Genomic DNA, 15,347 nt, shown 5'->3' on the forward strand with positions numbered 1-15,347 from the left:
CAGGTAAATTCATGTAAGTAACCTTACGGCATTTCTATTTAGAGATGAAATTTCATTTACGATTGACCAAATGAGAGAAATCAATAACTCTAAATTTCCCTTCATTATCAATAATAACGTTCCCCTGATGAAAATCAGGAAGATAAAAACTCCGATCCTGGTTGTAATTTTTTTTGAAGTCTTGATAATCTTTTAATAACCGGTTGTATTTATCCTGTCCAGCTTCAAGTAACTGCAATTTTTTCTTCACCGTTTGACCTTCAAAATAAGGCATAATTAACGCTTTATCTTGTTTAACATATTTTGCTGTTGCTAATTCAGGCTCTCTTTTACTGTAGAAACGATTAAAATTATCTGCTTCCTCCTGCAAAGACTTTACACCCTTATTTTTATGTTTAAATTTAATGGCAACTTTTTCTTCATTTTTTAACGCTAAAAATACCCTACCTTCTTCACCTTTACCAATGATTTTGTCAAGTCTATACCCCTCTATGGTTCGATTTTGTATCCAATCTTTTTTAATCTGTTTATTGCTAACAGCTTTAAAAAATGTCTGGGTATGGGCACCTTTTGGTGCATACCTTGCAACATAATAGAATCTAACAATGGTAGCCCCCAATGCTACGAACCCCAAACCCATTGCTACATTTATTAAGCCAGCAAGCGTAAACTGCTGCCAATTATTTGCTACTTCACCCCAGCCAAAAACAACACCTGTTAAAACAACATTCGTTATGACTTCAGCTACAAAACCAATTAGCACAGGTAAGTACAGTCCAACCCCAGGAATAAAGCTTACAACAAGACTTAACAAAAAAGCACCAACCCCAATCAATATTCCACCCTTATAGTTTTTGGCAAACACGTCCATAGCACTCATGATTTGTTTTTGATCCGCTTCTGTTGCGTGTCCTGTAGGATCAAAGAAATTTACAGGATTATTACTTGCATAGCTATAACCATTAATTCCACCGATACCAAAGGGTGAAGCACCATCATGCTTCATAAATATCCTTAACTCAGAATTATACGCTCGATAACCATCACCTAAAAATTGCCATCCTGTAGCTTGATCTTGTGCTGTCATACGATAACTGAGATTATTTTTTTGTACACTGAGCGCAAACTTTTCTGCCTGATTCAAGTCACTCATGTAACCATAGGGAGTATAAACATAGTTACCTTCTATCTTATTTGCAACAACATTACCTGTTACATTAAAACCATCATTAATTTGTGCTTGATATTCGCCATGATAAATACTTCCTCCACCGACATAATAACGCGCATCAGACTCAACTTTTTGCTCTATCAAACTATCTAAATAATAATTAACTTGACTGCTATTTTTCCCTGTTTTACTGTCTTTTAACTCCACCATCACTTGACGATCATTGGTATCATAGGTGTACCCAATTTCTTTATCCTGCATATTTAAGCGAATTAAATTTTGTGCAGCATCATACGTAAATTGATGAGTTACTAATTCGCTAGGAGTATTCTTTTCCGCCATCTGTACAATATTTCCATTCTCATCATAACTCAAAACAATACTGTTATCTTTTGTTTCAATTTTACTAACTTGAGTTGGGTCTTTATGATCATAAGAATAATGCATTACAGAAATAGCACCATCTTTTGTCACGCTCTGGACTTGTTTTAACTGATTTAATGCGTCATTGTAAAGATAATATTCTTCCTTTAATACCTTTCCATCAGGAGTAATTGGACATTCAAATCCTTTACAAATAAATGACTGTAGCTGCCCTAATGCTGTATAACTATATCTTTCTATACTTTCTCGCAAATTTGATTCTGCATTGTCTTCGGTTTGTATAATCTTTTCTGACTTCTGACCTAATTTATTATAACTATAATTATACGCCCTCATCATCGTTCCATTTAAATAATTCTCTACTTTGGATAATCGCCCTAACACATCATAGCGATAAGTTTGTCCTTTGATATTATTTTGCCATAGTTCGTTTACTGTTAAATTAGGATTATAGTTCACACCTAAACTTACGGGAGAAGCTCCTTGATACTCTGCTTTTTCTAACATCCCTAAATAGTTGCTTTGTGATTTTTGTGTTAACACAACCTTTCCATCTGCCTGGTAGCTTTTTTCTACCAATGTACCATATGAATTATAGCGCAAATCTAAACGTCTTTGGCTACCATCAGGATACAGCATATCCAACTGAGTTAAGCTCAAGGTAACAGGGTCATAATGATATTCTGTTTTGCTCACAAGCTTACCTGACGCTTCTTTTTTCTCTAAAACATGTACATTCCCATTTTGATCATATGTCCAATTTATTTCAAATTCCTTGTCTCCCAACGTATTATAAAAAAGAGCAGTCTTAGGACTCATCCATATTTCATCATATATGGTTACAACTTTATTCCCCTTTGCATCTTGAAATTCTATTGGTAAACCAGAATTAACGTCATATTTAATTTTAATATTTTCTTTATCATCATTTAATAATGTCGTTGACGATAATAAATACCCTAAACTGCTAAAGCTTTGCGTACCTACTTTGATCACTTTGTTGTTTATTTTGTCGATAAGTTCTGTTTTAATGACATTGCCATAATCGTCATACTGATACTTTAGCTCACTTAATCTATGCCAAACCTTTCCCACTTTATAGCTTGTTGTCTTACCAATCAATACTCCAATTTGTTCTTTATCATACTCATAGGTCTCCATTAAGCCCTCTACCATATTTTCGCTTTGCATGGGAATTCCTTCCTTCATTTGCGTTTTAATAAACGACATCGCCATACAATTTTGATTGGGAGAACTACAGGTTTTCTTTATCGAATCAGCTAAAGTAGTTAAGGCATACCTATCAAGCCATCTGCCTTTCTTAGCCTCTGCTACTAAAGCTTGAATCTGCTCTTTTACTGCTTGATCTTTACTATACAAAGCCATACGACCACCTGTTTCGTCCGTATACCGAAAATCAGGCTGCATAATGATGCCATAATGATATTGATCACCCTCTTGCCATAAAGGATGATTTTTATCACTCGAAATATTCTGAATTTCAGTTTCAGAAATCTCTACAGGTTTAACTGTACAGCTTGTATATTTTATGCCGCTTGTATCATAAGGATTATGACTGATATGAGAAATAAGAGGATTAAAACATAAAGACTTTTCCTCAATCACTTCAGTTGTTGGCTCAAGCGTATAACTTAATTTTCTTTTTCTGTAGTCATCATTGATCATGACTATTGTTTTTCCATCTTCTCTTTGAACCGCCGTAACATTCCCTTTTTCATCGTAAAAAAAGCGTCTGACATTAGGCGATTGATTGCCAATTTCATCATAATAATAACTAACAATTGACATGAGTAATCCAGCTTCATAATATTTTTCTTCTACCGGATAAAATCCATCTCTAGTCTGGTTTTGCACTTCCGTACGCGTTACCCTTCCTTCATTATCATAATAAGTTTTATTGATATAACCTTTAGACCCTGTTGTTGGCGTAATAAGCTTCATTTCAAGAAGATATCCTGCCTCATTTTTATCGCTTAACACTTTGTAGGTATAGATTATTGTTTGTTTTAAGTTCGCTCTGCCATTAGGTAGGTAACTTATTCTCTTTACCCTTCCCAAAGCATCATAATCTTCATAGATAATTTCATCTTTAGACACTGGATTAACTACTCTAACCAATCCACCATACGCATTGAAAAATTGATGCTCACTTTCATGCTTAATCGGCACTAAACCTATAGTTTTGTCAGCTTGTAAATCTCTTTGCTCTGTCCATAACTCATAGCCATCATTTCCATATTCAGACAACTTAATGCTGTTATCTATATAGGCATTTTGTCCTTTAATTAACTCTGTAGATTGATTGACTGCACCATATAAAGCGCTGCTAGGAATTGAGTTTACCTTGTATTCTGTAGAATTCATTTTTTTGCCATTAAAAAAACTTGTCATCCGGTTTACATAAGGTGCTTTTAGCACATATGAGGTTCCATTAACGTTCACTTGAGTTTCGAGTAAAGATAAATTGTCATTTGTAACTAATGCCGTTTTAGTTGAGTCATACATGTACATTTTCTGTTGCTTTAACATGGCTTGTTCAGCTTGAGATTCAGGATAATACTGGAACTCAACAACATTACCAAAAGCATCTACTGCATGCTTTAAAGCACCTCTATATTTACCTGCTTCCTTAGTTTCACTATTATAATAAGCATATACTCCTATAAAACGCTTAGCCTCTTCATTTCCTAAAAGGTCGAATACAGAATAAGTAACTTTTTCAGGAAACTGATAGCTATCTGATAGATTAGAAAATGCCTGCGTTTTACTACTATAGACACTTTGATTATACTCATTACTTTGCGAATCAATTTCCTTCCAGATTAACTTTTCCTTAGCTTTGCTTGTTTGATCTTTCATTTCAAGTGCTACACTTATGCCAACGGATTGATGTAAATAATTAAAGCTCTGTTTTACTTTCATCGTGCGAAGTTCATTATCCAATCCATTAAACACGGGAGTCTTACTGGTTATCCAGTTTGTATAGCCATACACCCCATCTAAATGCTCTAACCCACACTCCAACATCCAATCTAACAAAGGATTTTTTTCAATTTGATCAAACGTAGCTTTAGAACACCAAATATTATTACCTGCGAAATTTCGTCCATCTGCATCATGATAATAATCAAACGTTTGATCTTTGCTATAACGATTAGACAGATGTTTAGTAAATTGACTGACATGAACATTATTATATGGCACTGGAGTTGTTTTACCGTCAATCACATAGCTAACAGTCTTTATTCCATCGTAGTTAAATTGATACTTTACACCATTTGGAAATATAATCTCAGTGATATTGCTCAAATCTTGATAACTTAAACTTACTTTTTGTGCTAATGGATTGAGAAGATAAATATTCTTGCCATTTTGATCTTCATATATTCTAAAGGTCTGCTCACGACCAAACGGATCAAGATATATAATATCCGTTTGGGATGGCATTTTTAAAACATTTACTATAACGTCGCCACGCTTATTTTTAATTTTAATTCCATCTTGATCATATACAAATTGAATATAGTCCCCCTTATTATTTAAAATTAGCGCCAAAGGATATAAATAACTGCCATACGTCTCTACTCGTTTAAACACGTAGATTGTTCCATCCTCTTCAGTTATCTTAACTTCTCCTTCATCTATAAATTCAATCTTACTTCTTTGAAGTTTAGTGTAAAATAATTTGCCTATTTTTTTTCCATGAACTTCCTCTACCTCAAAAGATTCATTTTTCTGATCCAGGTTTAGCCTATAATATTGCTTGCCATTGACTCCATGCTGAATTTGTATATAAGGAATATTAAGTGATAAATCTTTGCTTACAAATAAGCGGTTTAAAGGGTTAAGGGCATTGTTATTATTAATGGTTAAATTAAAACTCAATGGCGATATTGGCGTACTTCTTATTTGCACAATTTGATTAGCAAAATTAAGTTTTAACGTTGCAGGGTTAATTGACAAACTCACCGGTAAATTAGCATTACCAGCCAATGACTGAAAGCTATTACCATTATTCACCTGTGCGAAATTTTGCAGTAAATTAAGCGTCTTGTTATTGTCTAAGAGCGTTGTCAAATTGCTCTTTGTATTTTTATCCTCCACACTTGAGTCTGTAACTAAAACCTTTCCATAGCTAGGTTCTATTACAAAAGCTAAGATATACGCTAGATTCGTCAACATCACACATGAGTTTTTAATTAACATCATATACTCCTAAAGCTTTCCGCTTATCTTAACTCACCATCTAACACTTGGAACTAATTGCAATTTTTCATTTTTTTCTATATTAAGGATACAAGGAACTTTGCGTGGAGTTTTATACTGCTCTGTCTCTGTTGCTTCACACGCATAAGGACCTATTTTAAAATAACTATCAAATACTGCATAAACTACAACAACTTGCCTATGTGTCCTATTGTCTTGTGAAGAGATGCCAATACTATTTGCACCCCATGGATTTAATGGTATAACTTCTGTTTTACCAAATGTCGAAAATATAATTTCATCAATTTTTGGATAAACATACATCGTTGTATTTAAACTATCTGTACCCTTAACAACGGTAAAAATCTCATCTTGATGCTCCATGCTAGCTGTTATGGCAATATGACCATCGGTATCAAAAGTCCCTTTATATTGTTTCTCACCAATATAGAAATCAAAACTCTTTCCATTTAAATCAATGTAGGATTCATCTGATAGCGCTTCCACACAAGGTTGATTTGCTATAGGTTCAAAGTCTTGAAAAATTGATTCTGCCATAACATTGTCTAATTTAATATAACCTGTTGGAGAACAAATCTTAAACATCACTTTATTAGGAGATAATAAAATCGTAGCACCCGATGATGTTTTGGTATAATCACATATCCATGAGCTAGGTGTCATATCACAATCTTCCCTTGTACCATCTTGCATAACTTTAACTTTATAAGGAGCTTCATTTTCCACAACTGAAAACTGTAAGTTAACCTGTTTAGGTAAGTAGTCGTCCAATGCTGTCAAAACTTGGAACGTTCTTGGATTTAATATACCTTTATCTAAAAGGGGTATAGGTTTAAAAGCATCTTTTTCTGGGCTTTGAAACGAATGTAACGTTAAATTTGAACGATTAACAATCGTTAATTGATTACGTATTTCAGGACCACATGCTGTAATACTAATGTCCGCTTTTTGGTTTTGTGCTTGACTCAAATCAAGCATATCAGCCACATTAATCCCTGAATACATATATAAATATGCAGAATTAGCAATAGTTGCTGTTGTCCCTACAATCGAATAATAATAAGTATTCCAATTCATACTATAAGGCTTAAAATCTAACCCACGAGCAAGCTTCTTATTTTCCCCTTCTGCACTATAACCAACAGTTTCTATTGTACATAATCCCTGTGTTGTATTATTTTTTAAAGTAATTTTAAAGCTAGGATAGAAAAATCCTTCCCCTACATAGCTCAATCCTTCTTTTTCAGGATAACCATTACGATAAGACTTCAAAATACTAGGCTCAAAAGTAAAAGTATAAGAATCATAAGGATTGATAACTTTACCAACTGGGTCTTGTGAATTTACCCATTTAATACAAGGCAGCCTATTTTTTTCTTCTGCTGCATTTTTTACTGGTGGACACACACTGGAAACAGAAACAATACTAAGTGAATAAGCAGACGCGTTATTAATTGTCAATTTTGGGGTTTTGTTTACGCTTTTATCTGTAATTGAATACCGATAATCTTGTGGATATGACATGCTTTTTGAAAAATTGCTTGAGTTATTACTTGCAATCTGAAACTCATCTTGTTGATTAATATAGATTGAATACCGACATTGATCAGAACAACCTTCTATCATCACATATTGCGATATATCCGTATTGTTACGCAAACTTCGATAAGGGGATGAATCAACATGTTTGACTCTATATGTGAACGCTTTATTGACCGTGCCATCCGTGCTTTTAATATTAAAATCAAAATATTTATTTCTACTTGTACAGCCCCCAAAAAAATTTTCACTTTCTTCAGTATAAAAGGTTTTGCTATTTTTTTTATTCACCATATTACTTGCTAGATCTTTTGGATACCAACAGTCATTTTTCCCTTGAGAAATTTGATAATCTTGATCTGAATCGTTATAAATGGTTAAGAAATGGCCTTGTCCTGCATAAACAAAAGTAGCACTACTTAATAAACCGATTAAATATAATATTTTATTGATATTGCTCATCGTTATTCTCCATTTATATTTATTGCTCTAAATAATCATCTATATGTCCTCTTATCTTAGAACATATCATAGCAGCGCACCTACCTTCACCTCCCAATTTTATTGGAAGATCATTTTGTATATTTTGAATAGTAGCGCCAGTAGAAAACTTATAATCTGAGTTTATATCCTTAAATTTTACTCTCCAAAACATACCAAATCTTTGATTTTTTGAGGATTCAGTTAATAAAATACTAATATTATCTTCATTTATATCAGCAAGCTGTTTTGAAAGAGCACTTTCCCCTTCTCCTAGGAAACCATGACCTTTTAACTTACTCATCTTGTCGCCCACATTACTTATTTTATGTAATGCATCTTCCATACTATCTTCAGGAAATATCCTTAGTTTTTCATACTCTTGGTTTGTCACTTTCTCATTCATAACCTCTCCTTCGTTAACTTTAAGAGATTGAGATTGCCTTACAGAGTTTTGCCTTATTATCGATTGCCTTCCTTGATTAACATTATCTATCATAGTCCCTTGAACAGTTGTTGGATCACGTTCAAGTAAAGAACCAATATCATTTTTGAGCTTACTTTCAACTTCTAGACCTTTTGCTTTAATAACTTTGTTACTAGGTAACTTCTTTATACTCCGAAAAGCTGCCATTCTATTTCCTTTAGGAATATATTTCACTACAAAATATAATCGTGATAGCAACAATGCCCCAGCAATAAAAGTAAATCCTATTGCTGCATTTAGGAATGCCGCGCCAATAAAAGCACCTACTTGATCTTTTGCTACTCCCCAGCCCATCAATCCCCAGGTGGCAAGAAAACCCACCGCTACTTCCGCAACAAAGCCAATAATTAGCCCTGCAATCAAATTCACCCCTGGAATAAACGCGATGATTGTGCCTATGACTAGTGATAGCCCTCCTACAATCGCTGCTGCTTGCCAAGTGGAGATAAATAAATCAATTGCAGTGGTGATCTTCTTCTGATCGCCTTCTGTGACATGCCCTGTTGGATCAAAAGCATTTATCGGATCATTCCCTGCATAACTATAACCATTAACTCCGCCTGATCCCCAAGGTGACCATGAGTCATGCTTCATAAATACTCTCAGCTCAGGATTATATGCACGATAGCCTTCCCCTAAGAACTGCCAATTGGTTTCCCTATCGGTATTTATCATCCTATAACCCAAATTACTTTTTTGCACACTTAACGCTAATTGCTGCGCCTGATATAGGCTTGCAATCTGGCTATCCGTCTGTTCACCAAATGGGGTATAGACAAAATTGCCTTCTATAACATTATTTTTCACATTTCCAGTTATATTAAATCCATCTGTGATCACTCGCTCATACTCACCTTTATAGAGGCTACCATCACCAACGTAATATCGACTATCTACACCAATTTTTTGCTCCATTAAGCCTGATAGATAATAATTCACTTGCTTCTTATCAGTTTTTGCTTTTACATCCGTTACACTTTCTTCAATTTGGCGACCAAACATGTCATAAACATAACGAATAACTTTGCTGTCTGTTTTTAGTTCTATCAGATTTTGAGCTGCATCATAACGCAGAGTATGAGCTTCTTTTGTACCATCTTTCTTCTCTTTATCCATGGCAATAACATTACCATTCTTATCATATTGCAACAATGTAGTGATGGTTTGTGACTCTACTTTACTGACTTGCGTAGGATCTGGATTAGCATAAAAGTAGCGTGTTATATCTGTATTGCTATCGCCAAACTCTCGTTTCACTTCTAATAATTTATTCAATACATCATCATAACTATATTGCTCTTTACTAATTATATTACCCTGAGCTTTAGGGCACTCTGCTCCTTCACAGCTAAATACCGATAATTGCCCTAATGGCGTATAGTCATAACGTTGCACCGTCTTAACTAAATTAGAAGACTCATCATCTTCTGTCCACGACGTTCTTTGCGCTTTTTGACCTAATCTATTGTAGTCATATGCATAGCTTCTCATTTTTATTGCATTTAACACATTATCTATGCCTATTAATCGCCCCAAACTGTCATAATTAAAGATTCGTCCCACCTTGTCATTATATGAAACAGCACGCTCTAATAAATCAGTCTGATAATCAACCATAATCGTACTATTTACTTGACCACTATAGGTTACCTTTATCGGTAACCCTAAATGATTACTCTTGTAGCTTTGTTGCCAAATGAATCCATCTTCTTTGTTGTATGTTTTTTGAACTAATGTCTCATATCCATTATAGTTAAATGTAAGCTTTCTCATGCTTCCATCAGGATAACTCATCTTGATGTTTGTAAGCTCTAAGGTTACAGTATGGTAATCATAGGAAATCTCACTAATGAGATGACCCAAATGATCATCCTTGCGAATTTTGGCAATATCACCATTGGCATTATAGCTATAGTAAATTACAAAACCATCCTCGAAAATTTTACCTTCATAAACAACTTTACTTGGTCTTAATTTCCATATCTCATTTTCATAATATATCTTGATACCATTACCTTCAGCATCTTTCATCCATATCGGTAAACCTGTCAATTTATCATAACCAAATGTGCTATTTTGACCAATTTCATTGATTAAACTTGTACTGCTTAGTAAGTAACCCAATGATGTGTAAGTTCTTTCTCCTATGTGATAGACATCATTGCTCTGTCTGCCAGCAGCAATCTCTGAATTGTATCCCCCTTTCGCTACCTTTACTTTTATAACGTGACCATAGTTATCATAATCATAATAAGTGGTACTTAATGCTTGCTCCTCATGATTATTATTTTTATAAAGCTTCACTTCTGCGATTAATTTTGTCTGATCTTTAGTGTCATAGATATATTCAACTGCCCAGCCATTGACCAAATCCCGTTGTTTTTCTGGTAATTGTAAATCATTGAGTCTAGTCGTATTAAAACTCAGAGCTTGACAGTTTCCAGATAAACAATCTCTCCTTACCTGCTCAGATAATTCAATGAGATTTTTCCTATCCAACGCCACGCCATTTAATGCCTCATTACTTAATTTTTCCACCAAGGCATAAATCTCTTTATTCTTATATAATGGAACTCTTAAACCAGATTCATTGGTATACTTAAAATCTTTATTTAATACAATACTATATTCATCTTGTCCTTGATATTTCCAAATCGGTCTCTTTGTATCATTTGATATATTAGAAACTATGCTTTGTGAGATGCTAACAGTACGTACTTTACACCTTGTATACAATGGTTGCCATGCACTTATATCGGAGCCTATCTTAAATTCAGGAGATTTCAAAGGATCAAAACACAATGATAACTCTTGCACTCCATTTACTACAGGCATCAACTCCTCAGTCGGTTCTAGTATATAACTGATTTTCTGCTCACGATAACCATCGTTAAGATTTACCACACTCTTGCCATCTGCTTGTTGGATAACAACTAATTCTCCTTCTGCATTATAAAAATAGCGACTGACTTGTGGATGCGATTTGCCCTCTTCATCATAATAATATTGGACTTCTGTACTCAATTGCCCTGCGCTATTGTAGTGACTCTCTGCAGTAACATAGTAAAATGAACGATCTATTGCTTGAGTTTCCACTTTGACAACTCGGTTTTCCTGATCATAATACGTCCTTGTGCTATATCCTATATTACCTGTCGTTGGTGTAACCACCGTCGTTGTCAATACATAACCTGCTTCGTTTGGATTGTTATTAATCATGTATTTATAGCGATAAACTTGCTTATATTGTGCTTGATTACTGGGTAGATATGTAATTTGCGTAACCCGTCCTAATGCATCATAATTATCATAAATCAATACATCATTATTTAAGGGATTCACCACCTTAATCAAGCCACCATAACGATTGTAAATCCTATGTTCACTTTCCACTCTAGTTGGTGCTAAGTCTTTGGTATCATCTTCAGCAGATGTTTGTATAGTGTAAACCTCATAATTACCATCTTCAGTTTTATTCATTACTAACTCTTTCTTAATATAGGGATTGGAGCCTTGTATTAATTCTGTCGCTGCTTTTATCTTTCCATACAACACACTGTTTTTATCTATATCAAGAGATATACGATTACCATTTGTTTTTTGCCCGTTTAAACTCGAAATCGTCTCACTCATATAGGGCATTTTTACTCGATAAGCTTTATCCTTAACCTTTACACTACTCTCTAACCACGACAATCCTAGACTATCCATCTTAGCCTCATCTTGTGAGCCATAGCGATACATCCTTTGTGATTTTATAAGACTATATGTCCCTGTCTCTATTTCAGGGTAGTACTCAAGCTCTATTTGATTGCCATAACCATCTATCGCTTCCTTCATTGCACCCAAATAAGCACCACTACCTACATCTTCTTTTACATAATAGCGATACTGACCTATCATTTGTCTTGGCAATACGTCTTTACCTATCTCATCATAGGTTAAGTAATTCACCTCAATAGGCTTATTGTAAATATCCGATAAATCACTAAAACTCTTTGCCTTCTTAATACTCTCAGGATAAATTAATTTCTGTTCTGTTAGTCTTTTATCCCCGACATCCAGACTCATCCCAGTTGACAAATGCAGATAATTATAACTATTTTTCATCACCATCTGCTGCCAATCTATCCCCTTACCGCTAAATACAGGCACTTTGCTTTCTATCCACGTCGTGTAACCATATACCCCATTTTGATGCTCCGAACCACACTCTAACATCCAGTCTTGCAAAGGATTTAATGACTCAAATATCTGCTTTGAACACCATATTCCATTTCCTGCAAAATTATGCCCATCTTGGGATACACTATAGTGATATACTCCATCTTCACTGTATCGATTGCCCAACTTCTTCACAAACTGACTCACATAACTATTGTTATATAAAATAGGTGTTGTTAAGCCATCTATCACATACGACACTTGTGAGAGTTTTGCATAATCAAAATGGTAAATTGCTCCAGTTGGAAACAATACATCTACCAACGTCGTTTCATCTTGATAATTTAAACTTAGCGTTTGATTCAGCGGATTGATTAATTTAACACGTTCTCTATTTTCATTTACAATATGAAACTCCTGTAACTCTCCTAATGGATTAAGATAAGTGATCATTACTTCACTTGGCATTTTTAATACTTGAACCATGACCTCATTATCATGGTTTAATATCTCAACTCCACCATCTGGCGTATACTGAAAACTTATTCTATCTCCCGTATTATTAACAATAGCTGTTGCAGGATATAGGAAATTCCACTGATTGCTTTCCTCAAAAAAATAATGACTGCCATCCTCTTCAATCAATTGTATTCTTTTATCGTCTAAAAAGATCAGTTTTGCTTTCTCTAACTTAGTATAATAAAACCCTCCTACTTTATTGCCATTTTCATCTTGCTTAACCTCAAATGAATATTGGTTATGTCCCATATTTAAACGATAATATTTCTTACCATCTTCACCTGTTAAGACTTGGATATATGGAATATTTAAGGCTAAGTCCTTATCTACAAACAAGCGGTTTAAAGGATTATAGGCGTTATCATTTGTAAGCATCAGACCAAAATTTAGCGTCGAAACAGGTTTACTAAGTATTTTCACGATTTCATTTGAAAAAACTAACTTTAACGTTGTAGGATTAACAGATAAGGTCACTGGTAAATTTGCATTACCTGCTAATGACTGAAAACTATTCCCATTATTCGCCTGTGAGAAATTTTGTAATAAATTTAACACCTCTTTATTATCAGAAAAAGTAGTGGCATTAACCTTTGCATTTTTTTCACTTTCTCTTACTTCTGCTCTTAAGACTTGCCCATATGCAGGCTCAAGTACATATGTCAACAGATATACCAGACTTATCATCGTACCTATTGTTTTTTTCATAATCATAATTTAAGTCCTCCTTTCATTCATAAATTAGATTTTTTAAACTCTAGAATTCTACTTCGAGTTACACTTAAGTTTTCTGAAACACAGCAATCTTATTTTCCTTATTATTTATAGTTGTTTGAGATAGTTTGTTCCTAATATCGTTGTCATAGTAAGTATAGATCATATAATTTCATAATTTCTGATATAGGTCATAGATATCCTCATCACTTCTTATAAATCATCTTTAATACTATAAAGTTATATTTTTTATACAAAAATAATAGATTATTTAGATTGAAATTTAATTATAATTAGGTTGTTTTGAGTATTAGATACTCTATTTGATATTTTAAGCTTGACTAAGAGTCTATTCAAAGTCTGTTCAAAGTTTTTTATAATGAGAAACCCATTACTTTGCATGCTTTGGAAATATTTCCTAATTCCTCTGCTAAATTTAACAAACCGACTTTATTTTTGATGAATTTATTATTAGTATCCAACATGAGGTTGCTCCTGTTTTTGATTTATTTTGTTTCACGTTTATCAAAACAGGCAACCTCATCTAAGTCAAGATGAATGTCAGATTATATCTAGACTAATACATATTAGATATGTTAACACCAAGGGATTTTGTCGTACGTTAATTACCAAGGGAAATTGTCGGATCCAACTAAATTAGTGATCTCCTAAAATCATATATTTATGGCTTAGGAGATTCTTAGGATGATAATGATGGATTCAAAAGCGCAGCTTACCATAGATATAATTGTTAAAGTAGCTCATGGTAAAATCTCAATCAATAATGCGACCAAGATTTTGAACTGTTCTAAACGAACGATAGAGCGATATCTTAGTCGTTATCAAAAAATAGGCATACAATTTGTTATTCATGGTAATACAGGCAAATCCCCTCCTAATAAAATTGATAACACATTAAAGAAAAAAGTGCAGCAGCTTATACAAGACAAGTATTATGATGCAAATTTGCAACATCTGGCTGAATTGCTATCTAAGCATGAGGCAATCACAATAAAACGTGAAACTTTGCGGACTTGGGCCCATGAAATTCACCATGTCAAACGTGCCAAAAACCATAGAAGTAAAGCACGTAAAAAGCGCGATAGAATGACATCAGCAGGCTTGTTGTTGCAAATGGATGGAAGCCTTCACCGCTGGTTTGGTGATGAGAAAACTTGTTTGATTGCCATCATAGATGATGCCACAAGTGAGCTCTATGCTCAGTTCTTTCCATCTGAAACTACCCAAGGTTGCTTAAAAGTTTTGTATAATATAATCAAACAAAATGGAATATTTAAAACATTATATGTTGACCGGGCTGGTATATTTGGTGGTCCTAAGCGGTGTTATTTTTCGCAAGTACAAAGAGCATGTGAAGAATTGGGTATTGAAATTATATTTGCTCATTCCCCTCAGGGAAAAGGTCGTATAGAACGCGCCTTTGATACCCTTCAGGATCGTTTAGTTCCAGAGCTTCGACTAAATAATATCCATGAAATTCATCAAGCTAATTACTATTTACAAAGAGTATTCATCCCAGAAGTGTGGCAGAAGAAGTTTGTAGTACAACCCCAAGTGCCCAGCAATGAATTTACTGCTGTGCCTAAGCACATAAACCTTGATGATATCTGCCTTATTAAGGAA

4 protein-coding genes and 1 pseudogene are annotated in these 15,347 nt (G+C 34.2%); 1 reads left to right on the top strand and 4 read right to left on the bottom strand.

Annotated elements, in window-relative coordinates; all coding sequences use genetic code 11:
• Window positions 1-52 precede the first annotated feature (52 nt).
• From DNJ77_RS08320 to DNJ77_RS08335, 4 genes and pseudogenes are all read right to left on the bottom strand, one after another.
• Window positions 53-5,785 (bottom strand): RHS repeat-associated core domain-containing protein, encoded by a 5,733-nt coding sequence (locus tag DNJ77_RS08320; protein WP_116964532.1) that lies wholly within the window; start codon window positions 5,783-5,785, stop codon window positions 53-55.
• Window positions 5,786-5,815: 30 nt separating this feature from the next.
• Window positions 5,816-7,804, bottom strand: a complete 1,989-nt coding sequence (locus DNJ77_RS08325; protein WP_116964533.1) for a hypothetical protein — start codon at window positions 7,802-7,804, stop codon at window positions 5,816-5,818.
• 19 nt (window positions 7,805-7,823) lie between these two features.
• Complete coding sequence (locus tag DNJ77_RS08330) at window positions 7,824-13,703, bottom strand: RHS repeat domain-containing protein (RefSeq protein ID WP_116964534.1); 5,880 nt, start codon at window positions 13,701-13,703, stop codon at window positions 7,824-7,826.
• Between the two features lie 380 nt (window positions 13,704-14,083).
• A pseudogene (locus DNJ77_RS08335) lies at window positions 14,084-14,188 on the bottom strand (IS481 family transposase); the annotation flags it as partial.
• Window positions 14,189-14,408: 220 nt separating this feature from the next.
• On the opposite strand from DNJ77_RS08335, the gene DNJ77_RS08340 reads away from it, so the two are divergent.
• Window positions 14,409-15,347: ISNCY family transposase (locus DNJ77_RS08340; RefSeq protein ID WP_116964535.1), on the top strand; the 939-nt coding region annotated here is incomplete at its 3' end.

This window comes from Fastidiosibacter lacustris (assembly GCF_003428155.1).
In the GTDB taxonomy this organism is placed as follows: Bacteria; Pseudomonadota; Gammaproteobacteria; order Francisellales; family Francisellaceae; genus Caedibacter; species Caedibacter lacustris.

Bases quoted from the DNA above. Each gene is read 5' to 3' on its own strand.
- DNJ77_RS08325 (WP_116964533.1), bottom strand. From the start codon at position 7,804: ATGAGCAATATCAATAAAATATTATATTTAATCGGTTTATTAAGTAGT.
- DNJ77_RS08320 (WP_116964532.1), bottom strand. From the start codon at position 5,785: ATGATGTTAATTAAAAACTCATGTGTGATGTTGACGAATCTAGCGTAT.
- DNJ77_RS08330 (WP_116964534.1), bottom strand. From the start codon at position 13,703: ATGATTATGAAAAAAACAATAGGTACGATGATAAGTCTGGTATATCTG.